This window comes from Phytobacter sp. MRY16-398 (genome assembly GCF_003925915.1).
Lineage (GTDB): Bacteria > Pseudomonadota > Gammaproteobacteria > Enterobacterales > Enterobacteriaceae > Phytobacter > Phytobacter diazotrophicus.
This window is the reverse complement of the sequence record NZ_AP018756.1, coordinates 4,993,152-5,010,022: the sequence shown is the minus strand read 5'-3', so window position 1 is coordinate 5,010,022 and position 16,871 is coordinate 4,993,152. Positions and strand designations below refer to the sequence as shown.

Genomic DNA, 16,871 nt, shown 5'->3' with positions numbered 1-16,871 from the left:
AGAGCCATGCCAAAACGTACAGACATAAAAAGCATCCTGATCCTTGGCGCCGGCCCGATTGTTATCGGTCAGGCGTGTGAGTTCGACTACTCCGGTGCGCAGGCGTGTAAAGCGCTGCGTGAAGAGGGTTATCGCGTCATTCTGGTGAACTCCAACCCGGCGACGATCATGACCGACCCGGAAATGGCGGATGCAACCTATATCGAGCCGATCCACTGGGAAGTGGTACGCAAAATCATCGAAAAAGAGCGTCCGGATGCGGTACTGCCGACCATGGGGGGCCAGACAGCGCTGAACTGTGCGCTGGAACTGGAACGCCAGGGCGTACTGGCCGAGTTCGGCGTCACTATGATCGGTGCCACCGCTGACGCGATTGATAAAGCAGAAGACCGCCGCCGTTTCGACGTGGCGATGAAGAAAATCGGCCTGGAAACCGCGCGTTCCGGTATCGCGCACAATATGGAAGAGGCGCTCGCCGTTGCCGCTGACGTGGGCTATCCGTGCATCATTCGACCCAGCTTCACCATGGGCGGAACGGGCGGCGGTATCGCCTACAACCGCGAAGAGTTTGAAGAGATTTGTGAACGCGGTCTGGACCTTTCCCCGACAAAAGAGCTGCTGATTGATGAGTCGCTGATTGGCTGGAAAGAGTACGAGATGGAGGTGGTGCGTGATAAAAACGACAACTGTATCATCGTCTGCTCCATCGAAAACTTCGACGCCATGGGCATCCACACCGGTGACTCCATCACCGTTGCGCCTGCACAGACCCTGACCGATAAAGAGTATCAAATCATGCGTAACGCCTCGATGGCGGTATTGCGTGAAATCGGCGTGGAAACCGGCGGTTCTAACGTCCAGTTCTCGGTTAACCCGAAAAATGGCCGTCTGATTGTTATCGAAATGAACCCGCGTGTCTCCCGCTCCTCTGCGCTGGCCTCGAAAGCGACCGGCTTCCCGATTGCCAAAGTGGCGGCGAAACTGGCGGTGGGTTACACCCTCGACGAATTGATGAACGATATCACCGGTGGCCGTACCCCGGCGTCCTTCGAACCGTCTATCGACTACGTTGTCACCAAGATCCCGCGCTTCAACTTTGAGAAATTCGTTGGCGCCAACGACCGCCTGACCACTCAGATGAAATCGGTCGGTGAAGTGATGGCCATTGGCCGCACGCAGCAGGAATCCCTGCAAAAAGCGCTGCGCGGCCTGGAAGTGGGCGCAACCGGCTTTGACCCGAAAGTGAGCCTGGATGACCCGGAAGCGCTGACCAAAATCCGTCGCGAGCTGAAAGACGCTGGCGCTGAGCGTATCTGGTACATCGCCGATGCCTTCCGTGCAGGCCTGTCCGTTGATGGCGTTTTCAACCTGACCAATATTGACCGCTGGTTCCTGGTGCAGATTGAAGAACTGGTGCGTCTGGAAGAGAAAGTCGCCGAAGTGGGTATTAACGGCCTCGACGCGGATTTCCTGCGTATGCTCAAGCGTAAAGGCTTTGCCGATGCGCGTCTGGCTAAACTGGCAGGCGTGCGCGAAACGGAAGTGCGTAAGCTGCGCGATCAGTACAACCTGCACCCGGTCTACAAACGTGTGGACACCTGTGCGGCAGAATTCGCGACCGACACCGCTTACATGTACTCCACGTATGAAGAAGAGTGTGAAGCGAATCCGAACCAGGACCGCGATAAAATCATGGTACTGGGTGGCGGCCCGAACCGTATCGGTCAGGGGATTGAATTTGACTACTGCTGCGTACACGCCTCACTGGCGCTGCGCGAAGACGGCTACGAGACCATCATGGTCAACTGTAACCCGGAAACCGTCTCCACCGACTATGACACCTCCGACCGTCTCTACTTCGAGCCGGTAACGCTGGAAGATGTGCTGGAAATCGTGCGTATCGAGAAGCCGAAAGGCGTTATCGTGCAGTACGGCGGCCAGACGCCGCTGAAACTGGCGCGCGCGCTGGAAGCGGCGGGTGTACCGGTTATCGGTACCAGCCCGGATGCCATTGACCGTGCCGAAGACCGTGAACGTTTCCAGCAGGCGGTTGACCGTCTGAAACTGAAACAACCGGCGAACGCCACCGTCACCGCCATTGAGCAAGCGGTTGAGAAGGCGAAAGAGATTGGTTACCCGCTGGTGGTGCGTCCGTCTTATGTACTGGGCGGCCGTGCGATGGAAATCGTCTACGACGAAGCCGACCTGCGTCGCTACTTCCAGACCGCAGTGAGCGTGTCCAACGATGCGCCAGTCCTGCTGGATCGCTTCCTGGACGATGCGGTAGAAGTGGATGTTGACGCTATCTGTGACGGCGAAATGGTGCTGATTGGCGGCATCATGGAGCATATCGAGCAGGCTGGCGTGCACTCCGGCGACTCCGCCTGTTCCCTGCCAGCCTACACGCTGAGCCAGGACATCCAGGACGTGATGCGCCAGCAGGTGCAGAAACTGGCCTTCGAACTGCAGGTTCGCGGTCTGATGAACGTCCAGTTTGCGGTAAAAGATAACGAAGTGTATCTGATTGAGGTGAACCCGCGTGCGGCGCGTACCGTACCGTTTGTCTCCAAAGCCACCGGCGTACCGCTGGCGAAAGTGGCGGCGCGTGTGATGGTCGGTCAGACGCTGGCACAGCAGGGCGTCACCAAAGAAATTATCCCGCCGTACTACTCAGTGAAAGAAGTGGTGCTGCCATTCAATAAATTCCCGGGCGTTGACCCGCTGTTAGGGCCAGAAATGCGCTCTACCGGGGAAGTGATGGGTGTGGGCCGTACCTTCGCCGAAGCGTTTGCTAAAGCGCAACTGGGTAGCAACTCCACGATGAAGAAACAGGGTCGTGCGCTGCTTTCTGTACGTGAAGGGGATAAAGAGCGTGTGGTTGACCTTGCAGCGAAGCTGCTCAAGTTCGGTTTCGAGCTGGATGCAACCCACGGTACGGCGATTGTCCTGGGTGAAGCCGGTATTAATCCGCGTCTGGTGAACAAGGTGCATGAAGGTCGTCCGCACATTCAGGACCGTATTAAGAATGGCGAATACACCTACATCATCAACACCACCGCAGGCCGTCGGGCGATAGAAGACTCCAGGGTCATTCGCCGCAGCGCGCTGCAGTACAAAGTGCATTACGACACCACGCTGAACGGTGGTTTTGCTACCGCGATGGCGCTGAATGCCGATGCCACCGAGAAGGTGACCTCCGTTCAGGAAATGCACGCGCAGATTAAAGCGTAACTTGTTGCGCAGTGCTGCGCAGACCAGCGCACAGTATTACCGATTAAATAAACGGTTCCTGTTCAGGAACCGTTTTTTATACATACCATTCGTGCTGAACGTGCAAATCATTGTTACGCATTTTTCTAATGCTACTAGCACGATTTTGCTCACACTAATGATCCTCAAACCTGCATACTATTTCTTGTTATCCGTACTTTTAATGTGGTTAATGGTTTTGTCGATATTCAGGCAAGCCTGACCATAACAAGATTTTTAATTTGTAAAAATGGTGTGCTTATGAGTAAAGAATATGTTGAAAAACCCCTGTATTTGTTAATTGCCGATTGGATGATGGCGGAAAATCGTTGGGTGAGCGCTAAGGAAATTGCCAGTCATTTTGACATGGACCACTGTAAAGCGATCAATACGGTTTCTTATATTCTTTCTGAGGTAGAAGAAATTACCTGTGAGACCAGGACAATTCCAAATCAACTGCAAGGTAGAGGATGTCAATGTCAGCGTCTGGTGCGTGTAAAAAATATTGATGATCAAATCTATACCAGGCTGAAAAATAATGCGCAGGAAAAAATTCTCAGTACCACAAAAACATCCCATATGCCTGTAGTCCTGCCAGCAGGACTTAAGACGGAACAGAAATGGCAAATGATGTTGTCAAAAAGTTTGCGTCGTTAATGAGCGAATATCGAATGGCGCGAGTGCGCCATTCGATAAAGTCATTGCGCTGATTTCGGCTTCACCTCCGTCGTACCTTTAAGCCGCGGTCGGTTTTTTTCTGGCTGGCGTAGCGGTTGCGTTTCATATAATGATGAGCGACAACGGATAGCCAGATCCTGATACTCCCGGGTATTAAGCTGCTTCCAGTGCAACTCTTCTTCGGTTACATCACGGATGAAACGGGCTGGCGATCCTACCAATAACTGTCTTGCTGCCCCGATAAATCCGGCTTTCACAAAGCTCATGGCGGCAACAATGCTCTCTTCGCCAATGACCGCGCCGTCCATAATCACGCTGTTCATACCGACCAGCGCATCCCGGCCAATCACGCAGCCATGCAAAATCGCGCCGTGTCCGATATGTCCGTTCTCACCGACGACGGTGTCGGTATCGCAGTAACCGTGCATAATGCAGCCATCCTGTAAATTCGAACCTGGTTCCAGAATCAGGCGGCCATAGTCACCGCGAAGCGAAGCGTGAGGGCCGACGTAGACACCAGCCCCTACAATGACGTCGCCAATCAATACCGCGCTCGGATGGATATACGCCTCTGGATGGACGACCGGGATCAAGCCTTCAAAGGCGTAGTAGCTCATGAGTTATTAACGTCCTTTCCATACCGGTGAGCGTTTTTCGGCAAAGGCCTGCGGCCCTTCAATCGCATCTTCGGAATGCAGGACCGCCGGATAGTGTTTCAGCGCACCGCTACGGAGATAACGATAGCCTTCTTCTACCGGCATTTCTCTGGTTGTTCTGGTTATCTCTTTTAATGCGGCAATGGCCAGTGGTGCGCTTTGAAGCAGTTGCTGTGCCAGTTCGCGCGCCTTCTCCATTAATGCTTCCTGACTGACAACATAATTAGCGATACCCCAACGTAGTGCTTCTTCGGCATTCATGCGCCGCCCGGTCATCACCATTTCATTGACGATAGCGGGCGGTAAGCGTTTAGGCAGACGTAAAACCCCACCGCTGTCCGGCACGATGCCGAGTTTGGCTTCGGGTAAGGCAAAGCTGGCATTTTCAGCGCAGATAATGAAATCTGCTGCCAGCGCCAGTTCAAACCCACCGCCAAAGGCATAGCCGTTTACTGCGGCAATGACCGGTTTATCGAGATCAAAAAGTTCGGTCAATCCTGCAAACCCGCCAGGCCCAAAATCTGCATCCGGTGCTTCACCTTCTGCTGCTGCTTTTAAATCCCAGCCCGCGGAAAAGAATTTCTGGCCGGCGCCGGTAATAATTGCCACGCGTAATTCAGGGTCATCGCGGAAATTCAAAAATACTTCGCCCATGGCAAAACTGGTTTTTGCATCAATGGCATTGGCAACGGGGCGATCGAGAATAATTTCCAGAATATGCCCATGGCGGTTCAGATGTAATGATTCACTCATATTTTGCTCCTTTTAAATATGTGTATGCTTTGCAGAGGCATACCGCCTCTGCAAGATATGAAGTGTTCACGTTATTTCTATTTCGGCGAACATAAATTCAGCCGAATAGGTTATGTTAGATTTTTCTTGATGACTTTCCCTGAACAGTTGCGTGGCAGATCGCTCCTGAATTCAACAAGCGTCGGTACTTTAAATTTCGCCATATTACTGGCGCAAAAAGAAAAAAACTCATCAGCACTTAATGTTTCGCCTTCATGAAGAACAATAAAGGCTTTTATAGCTTCATCCCTGATAGTGTCTTTAACGCCGATAACCACCGTATCCTGAATTTTTGGATGGGTCGAAATGATATTCTCCAGTTCTACACAGGAGACATTCTCGCCACCGCGCTTAATCATATTGCAACGCCTGTCGACAAAATAAAAAAAGCCTTCTTCATCGTAGTAACCCGAATCGCCGGTATGTAACCAGCCGTTTGCATCCAGCGCCATGGCGGTTGCGTCCGGCTGTTCGTAATACTCTTTAAAAAGCGTTTTCCCCGGCATGCCTTTAATGCATATTTCACCGATTTCATGGGGAGGAAGGGGCTGATTTTGATCGTTACGAATTTCCGCTTCGTAGCAAAACCCCGCGCGGCCAATTGACGGCCAGCGCCGTTTATCACCGGGTCTGTCACCAATAATGCCGACAATCGTTTCCGTCATGCCATACGATGTCAGCAACCTGACACCGAAACGTTCAATAAAGGCGTCTTTTTCCTGCACGGAAAGATTGAGGTAGAAAAGCACTTCACGAAGGCAATGCTGATTATCCGCAGGCATTGGCGGTTGCACCATCAGGGTTCTAATCATCATGGGAATGCATTCGGTAACTGTGGCACGGTATTTTCGCACCTGGCTCCAGAACGCACGCGCACTGTATTTCTCAAGCAGCACAAAGGTGGCACCGCTGGAGAAGGCGGCCATTGCCGCCGTACACTGACAATCGATATGAAAAGCGGGCATAGCGGTCAGATAAATATCGTCATCGCGTAATGCACACTGCCAGGCGGAGTAATAACCCGCAAAGCGTAAGTTATATTGGGTAATGACCACGCCTTTTGGTCGTGAGGTCGTGCCCGAGGTGAAAAGAATTTCTGCGGTATCGTCGGTGCTTAACGTCGGCGTAGAGTTCAGAGTAGTGGGTTGGGCGCGCTTAAGTTGATAAAAATCACTCACCGCGGTATCTGAGACACAGAACTGCCGGTCGATAAGGCAGATATGATTGAGCTGCGTTTCACCTTCCTGCAGAATCTGACGGTAAAGGGGATAGAAGTTTTCAGTGGTTACCAACAAACGAGCCCGGCAGTTTTGCAGGATCCACAGACTTTCATCATGCAATAGTCTGGCGTTAATCGGCACCATGATGGCACCGATTTTTGCCAGCCCGAACCAGCAAAAGAAAAACTCAGGGCAGTTATCCAGATGCAGCGCGACTTTATCGCCTTTTTGGATCCCCAGCCCGTTGAACAGGTTTGCTGTGCGATTGATTTCCTCATTGAGGAAGGTATAGCTGAATTGCTGTACTTCACCTTCACATGACTCAAAAATCAGCGCCGTTTTATCGCCATAGACCTCTGCCAGGTCGTCCCACATCTGACGTAAGTTTTGATCGCCAATAACATCCATCGCACTTTTATCCACTGAAATTAGGTGTAAGCGCTAACAGGGTGGCTACACGATCCCGTTAGCGCTACATATTTAATCCTCAACCCTGGCCAGCCCCTTGCTTACCAGTTCCTTAATATCTGCTTCGCTGTAACCGATGTTCTGCAAGATGGCGGAGGTATCCATGCCGTGTGACGGCATGCCGCGCCAGATTTTCCCAGGGTTATTTTTGAATTTCGGCATAATGTTTGGCCCCTTGCAGGTACGGCCATCCATGGTTTGCCATTGGGTGATTGATTCGCGGGCGACGTACTGCGGGTTACCCTCCAGTTCAGGAATGGTCAGTACTTTTGCACAGGCAATATTCAGCTCGGCGAAGCGCGCTTGTACTTCGGCAATGGTATGCGTTAGCAGCCATGCATCCAGTTTCTCTTCCACCAGTGGGCCGTACGGGCACTCGACGCGGTGAATGAGTTGTGTACCTTCCGGAACTTCTGGCGTGCCGAGAATATGCGCCAGCCCGATATCGTTAAAACACTCGGTAATTTGCGTGATCCCGACCAGTTCCATCACGATGTAGCCATCCGAGCATTTATACAGACCACAGCCAGCGTAGTAGGGGTCTTTGCCTTTGGTCATACGCGGACAGATTTCGCCGCCATTGAAATAATCCATCATGAAGTACTGGCCCATGCGCAGCATCACTTCATACATCGCAATATCAATGCTTTCCCCTTTGCCTGTTTCACGTACTTTATGCAGCGCCGCAAGTGCTGCGGTTGTCGCCGTCATGCCGGAAAAATAGTCTGCCGTGTAGGGAAAAGCGGGCATCGGCTGGTCAACGTCGCCATTTTGAATCAGGTAACCGCTGAAGGCTTGCGCAATGGTGTTATAAGCAGGAAGGTTGGTGTACTCCTCTGTCCCAAACTGCCCAAAACCAGACAGGTGGGCGATGACCAGCTTCGGATTGTGTTCCCATAACACTTCATCGGTAATTCCCCGGCGAGCAAATGCCGGACCTTTACTGGCCTCGATAAAAATGTCGGTGGTTTCCATCAACTTAAGGAACGCTTCCCGGCCTTCATCTTTGAAGATATTCAGCGATAGCGCGTGCAGATTGCGGCGTGAGAGTTGCGGATAATTGGGCTGGACACGAATTGTGTCGGCCCAGGCGACATTTTCAATCCAGATAACTTCTGCGCCCCACTCGGCAAACATTTGTCCGGCGAAGGGCCCGGCAATTTCGATACCGGAGAAAACGACCCGTACACCCGCAAGTGGTCCAAACACGGGCATTGGTAAACGATGACTCATGACATACTCCTGTGTGGCATCCCTGGAACCCCATCACGGCGTGATGGGGTTATCACCCGATTAACGGTACTGTTTGAGCACTGCGCGACCCAACGTCAGGATCTGCATTTCGTCGGAACCGCCGGACACCCGGTCAACGCGCAGATCGCGCCAGAAACGGGTAATACGGTGATTGCCTGCAATCCCAACGCCACCGAGTACTTGCATCGCACTGTCAACGACCTCAAATGCCGCATTGGCGCAGAAGTATTTGCACATGGCTGCATCGCCGGAGGTAATGGTGCCGTTATCTGCTTTCCAGGCGGCTTCCAACAGCATGTTTTTCATGGAGTTTAATTTGATTGCCATATGGGCAAACTTCTCCTGAATGAGCTGGAAGCGACCGATCGTTTCGCCAAACTGTACTCGCTGATTGGCGTAGCGCGCCGCATCTTCAAAGGCGCACATTGCGGTACCGTAGTTCGTCAGAGCAACGAGGAAGCGTTCGTGGTCAAACTCTTCTTTAACACGGTTAAACCCATTACCCTCACGGCCGAACATGTCTTTTTCATCCAGTTCAACATCGTCAAAGGTAATTTCGCAGCAGCTATCCATGCGCAGACCGAGTTTCTCAAGCTTGTTAACTTTGATGCCAGGTTTGCTCATATCGACAAACCATTCGGTATAAATGGGTTTATCCGCAGACGCGCCGTCACGCGCCATTACCACGATATAAGGGGTGTAAGCGCTACTGGTGATGAAGCACTTACTGCCATTAAGATAAACCTTACCATTTTTACGGGTATAAGTGGTTTTTAAACTGCCCACGTCAGACCCGGCGCCCGGTTCGGTGATCGCCGAGTTCCACATCTGTTTACCGGTACCCTGAAACGCCATGATCTTATCGATCTGTTCCTGAGTGCCTTCGCGTAACACCGTGTTGAAGCCGCCAGGAAGTTGATAGAGCACGTAGGTTGGTGCACCCAGGCGACCCAATTCCATCCACACAGCCGCCACGGTAACGAAACCGGCATCCAGACCACCGCGATCTTCCGGGAGCAGCAGGCTGTCAATGCCCATATCGGCCAGTGCTTTTACGAAACGCTCAGGATAGACGCTATCGCGATCGCATTCGGCAAAATAGGCCTCCCAATTTTCACTGGCCATTAATTCACGAATACCGGCGACGAACAGCTCCTGTTCATCATTTAAGTTAAAGTCCATCTTTTAACCTCTTGATATGGTTGATTTATATTAGTTATCTTTCCAGTGCGCTTTGGCGTCCTTAATAAAGGACAGCGTGACCATGATATTGACGAAGAAGAGAGGGCAGCCGCCTGCGATGATCGCCGTTTGTATCGGTTTCAACCCGCCGAGAGCCAACAGCACAATACCGATGATGCCGACCAGAATGGACCAGCCGATACGTACCAGCAGAGGCGGCTCTTCACCATCGCGTATTTCGCGGCAGGTCGACATGGCCAGCGTGTAAGAACACGCGTTGATAAGTGTGACGGTGGCAATAAAGCAGAGAATAAAGAATCCCCACATTGTTGCTGTACTCAGGGGTAAGGCGGCCCAGGTCTCGATAATGGCGCGTGGTACGCCATGCTCGGCGATAAGCTGCGGAATATTCAGAATATTTTTATCCATCAGCAGCAGCGTGTTACTGCCCAGCACAGTCCACAGGATCCAGGTGGAAGCCGTCAGGCCCAGCACCATTCCGAAGCACAGTTCCCGAACGGTACGGCCACGCGATATACGGGCGAGGAAGATACTCATTTGGATGGCGTAAATGACCCACCAGGCCCAGTAGAAAACGGTCCAGCCCTGCGGGAAACCGCCTTTGCCGATAGCATCGGTGTAGAACAACATACGTGGCAGATGCATCAACAGCATACCGACGGAATCGGTGAAGTAGTTCATGATGAAGCTGGCGCCGCTGACAATGAATACCCAGCCGAGCATCAGGAAACTCAGGTAGCTACGCACGTCGCTGGCAATCTTCACTCCTTTCTGCAGGCCGCAGGCCACGCAGATTGCGTTCAGAATGATCCAGCAGGTAATGATGATCGCGTCCAGTTGCAGCGTATGGGGAATGCCGAATAGATACTGCATACATTCGGTGACCAGCGGCGTAGCCAGACCGAGGCTGGTACCCATCGCGAAGATCAGTGCCACAAGATAGAAGTTATCGACGATGGTCCCGAACAGCCCTTTCACATGTTTCTCACCCACTAAAGGCACAAGCGTTGAGCTGGGGCGAATCACATCCATTTTGCGAACAAAGAAAAAGTAGGCGAAAGCGACGGAAAGGAAGCTATAGGTGGCCCACGGTAGCGGTCCCCAGTGGAACAAACTGTAGGCGAGGCCGAGCTCTTTGGCGCCGGTAGAGTTGGGGGCTAATGCAAACGGTGGCGTAGAGATATAGTAATAAATCTCTATCGATCCCCAGAACAACACGGCTGCGGAGGTACATGAGGCGAACATCATGAAAATCCAGCTCGCGGTGCTGAATTCAGGTTTCTCATTGCCCAGTTTCTTTTTGGCGTAAGGGCCAAAGACCAGCCAGAACCAGCCAAAGAGCATCACGACCATATACCACTCAAATGCCCATCCCCAGACATTCGTTACATAAGTAAATACTGCATTAATAACCACATTGGCGGCATCAAGGTCTCTAACAGTTAGCCAGCAAAGTATTCCGACGATTATTAGCGGTGGGAAAAAAACTTTTGGCTCTATACCTGACTTTCTCTTGTCATTTTTCATGTTCGAATTCCAGTGTCATAATTGATTTATATTTCGTTCCCGTTTGTTATATTTATGTTCATTTTTGTGAGTGTTTATTTAATGACTCTTTAACCTCAAGGGAGATTCGGCGAGTACTCCATGATGGGTATTCGCTACAGCGTATTCTGTTATTCTGGTCACACTTTTTTGTCGGTTTTTATTTGGTTGGGAGTGATTGATAAGTTCTTTAAAAACAATTTCTTACTTGTTGTTTTTCTGTTTTTTCATCCTTGTGGTGTTCAATATTGGTGATCCCGGAAACAATATTGAAAATTTGTAAGGTGAAACCGATTTTTCAATATTGGTGAGGTCGCTAACAATATTGAAAGTCCCATTTTACAGGGTGTGACATTTTCAATATTGGTGATTAATGTTTTATCCCGTAATTAAATGGTGTGATATCTGTATTTACCATCGCCGATATGGACGACGATTCCTTCATGATTTCTGGAGAGGCAATGAAGATAATTACTTGTTACAAGTGCGTACCTGATGAACAGGATATTGCGATCAATAACGCGGATGGTTCGTTAGATATTAGTAAAGCGGATGCCAAAATTAGCCAATACGATTTGAATGCGATTGAAGCTGCCTGCCAGTTAAAACAGCAGTCCGGAGAAGCGCAAGTGATCGCCATGAGTGTTGGCGGGAAGGCGCTGACTAATGCGAAAGGACGCAAAGATGTACTTTCGCGCGGCCCGGACGAACTGATTGTTGTGATTGATGATGCGTTTGAGAATGCGCTGCCGCAACAAACCGCAGTGGCGTTAGCGCAGGCAGCGAAAAAATCCGGCTTTGATCTGATTATTTGTGGCGACGGTTCCTCCGATCTCTATGCCCAACAGGTCAGTCTGCTGCTGGGTGAAATGCTGCACATTCCGGCAATCAACGGCGTCAGTAAAATTTTATCGCTGGTGGATAACACGCTGACCGTTGAGCGCGCTCTGGAAGACGAGATCGAAACCCTGAGCATACCGCTTCCGGCGGCCATTGCGGTCTCTACGGATATTAACTCCCCGCAAATTCCTTCCATGAAAGCCATTCTGGGCGCGGCTAAAAAACCGGTTCAGGTCTGGACGACAGCAGATATTGGTTTTACCCACCGGGAAGCGAACTCCGTGCAACAGATCGCTGCGCCGGGACAACGTGAGCGCCAGCGCATCGTTATTGAAGGTGATGGCGAAGAACAAATCGCCGTATTTGCTGACCATCTGCGCAAGATCATCAATTAAAAGGGGATGTTATGAGCAAGTTTTCCACTGTATGGGTATTCAGCGATACCGTTTCCCGGCTGGCTGATTTGGTGGGTGGCGCACGCATGTTGGGCGAACAGATCAATGTATTTGTGCTCAGTGAAACCGACAGTGCCACAGCATTCCACCTGGGGGCTGATAGCGTCTGGCATCTCAGCGGTAAACCGGAAGACCGCATGATTGAAGATTATGCGGACGCCATGGCGGCGACCATTCGCCAGCAGGGTTCGAAAGGGCTGGTACTGTTGCCCAATACACGTCGGGGCAAATTACTGGCGGCAAAATTGGGTTTCCGCCTGACGGCCGCAGTCTCTAATGATGCCAATGCCGTCGCCATCGCGGGTGATAACGCTTTGGTAAAACATATGGTGTATGGCGGACTTGCCATTGGCGAAGAAACGCTACGTTCTTCTTTCGCCGTGATTACACTCAGCAGCGGCACATTTGAGCCGGCGCAGCCAGACACTTCGCGAAGCGGCGTGGCGCAGACTGTCGCATGGCAGTCGCCGGAAATCACCGTCATTCGCACTGCAACTCAGGCTCGCCAGAACAGTAATGTTGATCTTGATAAAGCGCGGTGGGTTGTCAGCGTCGGACGCGGTATCGGGAGCAAGGAGAATATCTCGCTGGCAACAGCGTTGTGCCAGTCCATTGGCGCGGAGTTGGCCTGTTCGCGTCCGGTCGCTGAAAACGAAAAATGGATGGAACACGAACGCTATGTCGGCATTTCTAACCTGATGCTCAAACCGGAATTGTACCTGGCTGTAGGGATCTCCGGTCAGATTCAGCACATGGTGGGCGCAAACGGCGCACAGACGATTTTTGCTATTAACAAAGACAAAAACGCGCCGATTTTCCAGTATGCCGATTACGGTATCGTCGGTGATGCGCTGAAAATTTTACCCGCACTGACGGCCGCATTAGCGCGCTAATTCCTTAAGCAGAGCGGTGGCCGCTCTGTTATTACAGGTAATTTCTGGAGTTTTTATGTCAGAAGATATTTTTGACGCCATCATCGTGGGGGCGGGGGTGGCGGGCTCGGTGGCAGCGCTGGTGCTTGCCAGGGAAGGTGCGCAAGTACTGGTGATTGAGAGGGGCAATTCCGCCGGAGCGAAAAATGTAACTGGCGGGCGTATTTACGCCCATAGTCTCGAACGTATTATTCCCGGTTTTGCCGGGCATGCTCCCGTCGAACGCCTGATTACACATGAAAAGCTCTCGTTTATGACCGATAAGGGAGCAATGACGGTAGATTACCTCAACGGCGATCATGGTGAACCTGAGCAAGCCTCTTATTCCGTCTTACGCAGTAAATTTGATGCCTGGCTGATGGAGCAGGCAGAAGAGGCGGGTGCGCAATTGATCACCGGGATCCGCGTTGACAATGTTGTGCAACGTGATGGCAAAGTGGTTGGCGTGGAAGCCGATGGCGACATTCTGGAAGCGAAAGTCGTGATTCTGGCGGACGGTGTGAACTCCTTGCTGGCTGAACAACTGGGCATGGCGAAACGCGTTACGGCTTCGAATGTTGCGGTTGGGGTTAAAGAACTCATCGAATTGCCAAAAACAGTCATTGAAGATCGTTTTCAGTTACGGGGCAACGAAGGGGCGGCCTGGTTGTTTGCCGGCGCACCGACAGATGGCCTGATGGGGGGCGGGTTCCTCTATACCAATCAAACGACAGTTTCGCTTGGGTTAGTATGCGGTCTGCATCATCTCAAAGAGGCCAAAAAATCAGTCCCGCAAATGCTGGAGGATTTTAAACAGCACCCTGCCGTCGCGCCGTTGATTAGCGGCGGAAAAATGGTGGAATACGCCGCTCATGTTGTTCCGGAATCCGGGATGAATATGCAGCCTGAACTGGTTGGCGACGGTGTACTGATCGCGGGTGATGCCGCCGGCATGTGTATGAATCTTGGTTTCACCATTCGTGGCATGGACCTGGCCGTGGCGGCAGGGGAAGCCGCCGCGAAAACGGTACTTTCCGCGATGCAAAGTAACAATTTCAGCCGTCAGGGGCTTTCGGCTTATCGTCAGCGCCTTGATGACGGTCCGATGCGAGATATGCGTATGTATCAGCGTTTACCTGCCTTCCTCGATAACCCGCGCATGTTTACCCGTTACCCGGAAATGGCGGTTGGCGTGGCACGCGATCTGTTTACCGTCGATGGTACCGCCCCGGTAGCAATGCGTAAGAAAATCCTTCGTCATGCCAAAAAGGTAGGTTTTATCAACTTGATAAAGGATGGTCTAAAAGGAGCGACTGTACTATGACTTCCCCCGTCAATGTGGACATCAAACTGGGTGTTAACAAATTCAATGTGGATGAAGAAAACCCACACATCATTTTAAAAACCGACCCCGATAAGCAGGTGCTGGAGGTGTTAGTTAAAACCTGTCCTGCGGGCCTGTACAAAAAGCAGGATGACGGCAGCGTGCGTTTTGATTACGCCGGATGCCTGGAGTGCGGTACCTGTCGGATTTTGGGGTTGGATACGGTCCTCGAAAAATGGGACTACCCACGCGGTACGTTTGGTGTGGAGTTTCGCTACGGCTAAAACCGGTGCCGGATAACAGAGATTTATCCGGCCTATAAAAATTACGTGAAGTATTGGCTGGAGAAGGTGCTTTTGCCGGGCCATTCGGCACTTGAGGTGACCAACCTCGTATTTTGCCGTTGAGACAGGACATAACCATGCAGCAGATCAGAAATTTTGATGATATCCAATTCTCATCTATTCACCGTCGAATCATGTTGTGGGGAAGCGGCGGACCTTTCCTGGATGGGTATGTGCTTGTCATGATTGGCGTTGCACTGGAGCAACTCACGCCAGCATTAAAGCTGGATGCACAGTGGCTGGGATTGTTGGGGGCGGGAACGCTAGCGGGTCTGTTTGTCGGCACCTCGTTGTTTGGCTACATCTCAGACAAAGTGGGGCGACGGAAAATGTTCCTCATCGATATCATTGCCATTGGGGTGATATCGGTGGCCACGATGTTTGTCTCCTCGCCCATGGAATTGCTCATTATGCGAGTACTGATTGGCGTGGTGATTGGCGCGGATTACCCTATCGCAACCTCCATGATCACTGAATTTTCCAGTACCCGCCAACGAGCTTTCTCAATCAGTTTTATTGCTGCGATGTGGTATGTCGGCGCGACCTGTGCCGATCTGGTCGGTTATTGGTTGTACGATGTGGACGGCGGATGGCGCTGGATGCTGGGGAGTGCGGTAATCCCTTGTATCATGATCCTGATTGGGCGTTTTGATCTTCCAGAATCTCCGCGCTGGCTCCTGCGTAAAGGGCGGGTGAAAGAGTGTGAGGAGATAATGATTAAACTGTTTGGCGAGCCGGTAGCGTTCGATGATGAACCACCACAAGAAACTCGCTTCTTACAACTGTTTAATCGTCGTCACTTCCCGTTTGTCTTGTTTGTCGCCGCTATCTGGACGTGCCAGGTTATTCCGATGTTCGCCATCTATACCTTTGGTCCGCAGATTGTTGGCCTGCTGGGGCTGGGCGTCGGGAAAAGCGCGGCGCTGGGCAATGTGGTGATCAGCTTGTTTTTTATGCTGGGCTGCATTCCACCGATGTACTGGCTGAACAGCATGGGGAGGCGACCGCTGCTGATCGGCAGCTTTATGATGATGACACTGGCGCTGGCCGTGCTGGGATTGATCCCTGAAATGGGTATCTGGCTGGTGGTTGCGGCATTCGCGGTATATGCCTTTTTCTCCGGCGGGCCAGGAAACCTCCAGTGGCTTTACCCGAATGAGCTGTTCCCGACCGATATTCGCGCCTCTGCCGTTGGCGTCATCATGTCCCTGAGCCGGATTGGTACCATTCTTTCAGCCTGGGCGCTGCCGATTTTTATCACTAAATATGGGATCAGTTACGTCATGCTGATGGGGGCGGGAATTTCGCTCGTTGGCCTGCTCATCTCCATCGCTTTTGCACCGGAGACGCGTGGTTTGACGCTTGCTCAGACGGGGAGTATGACGATTCGACGCAAGTCCCTGAATTAAGTCAAACCTTCAGAGTGTTCTGTATTTTCTTTTAAGGTCAGTCAGTTAGTCTAAAGTTACCCTGTATTTAACTGAAAACGATTGAAAAGCAGGGGAGAACACCATGCGAACGAAACTGTTATTAACGTCACTGTTTACGGCTGCCACGCTCTTTACCGTTGCTGGTTGTTCATCCAATCAGGCCGTAAAAACCACCGATGGCAAAACAATCGTGACTGATGGCAAACCGGAAATCGATAGCGACACCGGCCTGGTCTCTTACAAAAATGCGGAAACGGGTAAAACCGAGCAGATTAACCGCGACCAGGTGAAGAACATGAGTGAACTGGACAATTAATTTCACTCCGTGTCAGAAAGCGTCCCGCCATTAGCGCGGGACTTTTTTTGTCTCACCCCTCGGTGGCGGCAGACCGGTAACGCCAGCCCTTCTCGCTGTTTTAGCCGCTATTCTGACAGGTGCTGTGCTGGTGCCTGCTAATCCCGCACAGATTGTCGCTGTTAGCACGACGATTAACTGTCTACA

14 protein-coding genes are annotated in these 16,871 nt (G+C 51.6%); 8 read left to right on the top strand and 6 right to left on the bottom strand.

All coding sequences use genetic code 11. From position 1 onward, the window contains the following. The first annotated feature begins 6 nt into the window (after positions 1–6). Together carB and caiF are read left to right on the top strand one after the other, a co-directional pair. Entirely contained in the window at positions 7–3,231 is a 3,225-nt protein-coding gene (carB, locus tag MRY16398_RS24440) for a carbamoyl-phosphate synthase large subunit (RefSeq protein ID WP_039078308.1), read from the top strand. A gap of 279 nt (positions 3,232–3,510) precedes the next feature. Continuing rightward, positions 3,511–3,906, top strand: coding sequence for a carnitine metabolism transcriptional regulator CaiF (caiF, locus tag MRY16398_RS24435; protein ID WP_125125351.1), 396 nt, complete (start codon positions 3,511–3,513; stop codon positions 3,904–3,906). 41 nt (positions 3,907–3,947) lie between these two features. Here the strand turns inward: caiF and caiE are convergent, their stop codons facing one another. The 6 genes from caiE to caiT form a co-directional block, all read right to left on the bottom strand. Then, on the bottom strand, positions 3,948–4,544 hold the full coding sequence (gene caiE, locus MRY16398_RS24430; protein WP_125125350.1) for a carnitine operon protein CaiE: 597 nt from the start codon (positions 4,542–4,544) through the stop codon (positions 3,948–3,950). A gap of 6 nt (positions 4,545–4,550) precedes the next feature. Next, entirely contained in the window at positions 4,551–5,336 is a 786-nt protein-coding gene (gene caiD / locus MRY16398_RS24425; RefSeq protein ID WP_039078311.1) for a crotonobetainyl-CoA hydratase, read from the bottom strand. Between the two features lie 110 nt (positions 5,337–5,446). Then, on the bottom strand, positions 5,447–7,003 hold the full coding sequence (caiC, locus tag MRY16398_RS24420; RefSeq protein WP_125125349.1) for a crotonobetaine/carnitine-CoA ligase: 1,557 nt from the start codon (positions 7,001–7,003) through the stop codon (positions 5,447–5,449). A gap of 72 nt (positions 7,004–7,075) precedes the next feature. Beyond that, entirely contained in the window at positions 7,076–8,296 is a 1,221-nt protein-coding gene (gene caiB, locus MRY16398_RS24415; protein ID WP_039078313.1) for an L-carnitine CoA-transferase, read from the bottom strand. A gap of 60 nt (positions 8,297–8,356) precedes the next feature. Next, complete coding sequence (caiA, locus tag MRY16398_RS24410) at positions 8,357–9,499, bottom strand: crotonobetainyl-CoA dehydrogenase (RefSeq protein ID WP_079497282.1); 1,143 nt, start codon at positions 9,497–9,499, stop codon at positions 8,357–8,359. A 30-nt stretch (positions 9,500–9,529) separates the two neighbouring features. Next, the gene (gene caiT / locus MRY16398_RS24405) at positions 9,530–11,047 is read right to left on the bottom strand and encodes an L-carnitine/gamma-butyrobetaine antiporter (RefSeq protein ID WP_108702053.1); all 1,518 of its coding nucleotides are present in this window, start codon (positions 11,045–11,047) and stop codon (positions 9,530–9,532) included. 479 nt (positions 11,048–11,526) lie between these two features. Here caiT and MRY16398_RS24400 point away from each other — a divergent pair, with 479 nt between their 5' ends. The 6 genes from MRY16398_RS24400 (at position 11,527) to MRY16398_RS24375 (ending at position 16,685) form a co-directional block, all read left to right on the top strand. Next, positions 11,527–12,300 carry an electron transfer flavoprotein FixA gene (locus MRY16398_RS24400; RefSeq protein ID WP_110295067.1) on the top strand — a complete coding sequence of 258 codons (774 nt, stop codon included), beginning with the start codon at positions 11,527–11,529 and terminating at the stop codon, positions 12,298–12,300. An 11-nt stretch (positions 12,301–12,311) separates the two neighbouring features. Further along, positions 12,312–13,253 carry an electron transfer flavoprotein subunit alpha/FixB family protein gene (locus MRY16398_RS24395; protein WP_107224019.1) on the top strand — a complete coding sequence of 314 codons (942 nt, stop codon included), beginning with the start codon at positions 12,312–12,314 and terminating at the stop codon, positions 13,251–13,253. Positions 13,254–13,308: 55 nt separating this feature from the next. Beyond that, positions 13,309–14,595 carry an FAD-dependent oxidoreductase FixC gene (fixC, locus tag MRY16398_RS24390; RefSeq protein ID WP_071193624.1) on the top strand — a complete coding sequence of 429 codons (1,287 nt, stop codon included), beginning with the start codon at positions 13,309–13,311 and terminating at the stop codon, positions 14,593–14,595. Continuing rightward, positions 14,592–14,879 carry a ferredoxin-like protein FixX gene (gene fixX, locus MRY16398_RS24385; RefSeq protein WP_125125348.1) on the top strand — a complete coding sequence of 96 codons (288 nt, stop codon included), beginning with the start codon at positions 14,592–14,594 and terminating at the stop codon, positions 14,877–14,879. Before fixC ends, fixX begins: the two co-directional genes overlap by 4 nt. A 137-nt stretch (positions 14,880–15,016) precedes the next feature. Beyond that, positions 15,017–16,348 carry an MFS transporter gene (locus tag MRY16398_RS24380; protein WP_125125347.1) on the top strand — a complete coding sequence of 444 codons (1,332 nt, stop codon included), beginning with the start codon at positions 15,017–15,019 and terminating at the stop codon, positions 16,346–16,348. 103 nt (positions 16,349–16,451) lie between these two features. Beyond that, positions 16,452–16,685 (top strand): YgdI/YgdR family lipoprotein, encoded by a 234-nt coding sequence (locus tag MRY16398_RS24375; protein WP_039078321.1) that lies wholly within the window; start codon positions 16,452–16,454, stop codon positions 16,683–16,685. The last annotated feature ends 186 nt before the right edge of the window (positions 16,686–16,871 follow it).

Bases quoted from the DNA above. Each gene is read 5' to 3' on its own strand.
- carB (WP_039078308.1), top strand. From the start codon at position 7: ATGCCAAAACGTACAGACATAAAAAGCATCCTGATCCTTGGCGCCGGC.
- MRY16398_RS24395 (WP_107224019.1), top strand. From the start codon at position 12,312: ATGAGCAAGTTTTCCACTGTATGGGTATTCAGCGATACCGTTTCCCGG.
- caiF (WP_125125351.1), top strand. From the start codon at position 3,511: ATGAGTAAAGAATATGTTGAAAAACCCCTGTATTTGTTAATTGCCGAT.
- fixX (WP_125125348.1), top strand. From the start codon at position 14,592: ATGACTTCCCCCGTCAATGTGGACATCAAACTGGGTGTTAACAAATTC.
- MRY16398_RS24375 (WP_039078321.1), top strand. From the start codon at position 16,452: ATGCGAACGAAACTGTTATTAACGTCACTGTTTACGGCTGCCACGCTC.
- caiD (WP_039078311.1), bottom strand. From the start codon at position 5,336: ATGAGTGAATCATTACATCTGAACCGCCATGGGCATATTCTGGAAATT.
- fixC (WP_071193624.1), top strand. From the start codon at position 13,309: ATGTCAGAAGATATTTTTGACGCCATCATCGTGGGGGCGGGGGTGGCG.
- caiB (WP_039078313.1), bottom strand. From the start codon at position 8,296: ATGAGTCATCGTTTACCAATGCCCGTGTTTGGACCACTTGCGGGTGTA.
- caiA (WP_079497282.1), bottom strand. From the start codon at position 9,499: ATGGACTTTAACTTAAATGATGAACAGGAGCTGTTCGTCGCCGGTATT.
- caiT (WP_108702053.1), bottom strand. From the start codon at position 11,047: ATGAAAAATGACAAGAGAAAGTCAGGTATAGAGCCAAAAGTTTTTTTC.
- caiC (WP_125125349.1), bottom strand. From the start codon at position 7,003: ATGGATGTTATTGGCGATCAAAACTTACGTCAGATGTGGGACGACCTG.
- caiE (WP_125125350.1), bottom strand. From the start codon at position 4,544: ATGAGCTACTACGCCTTTGAAGGCTTGATCCCGGTCGTCCATCCAGAG.
- MRY16398_RS24400 (WP_110295067.1), top strand. From the start codon at position 11,527: ATGAAGATAATTACTTGTTACAAGTGCGTACCTGATGAACAGGATATT.
- MRY16398_RS24380 (WP_125125347.1), top strand. From the start codon at position 15,017: ATGCAGCAGATCAGAAATTTTGATGATATCCAATTCTCATCTATTCAC.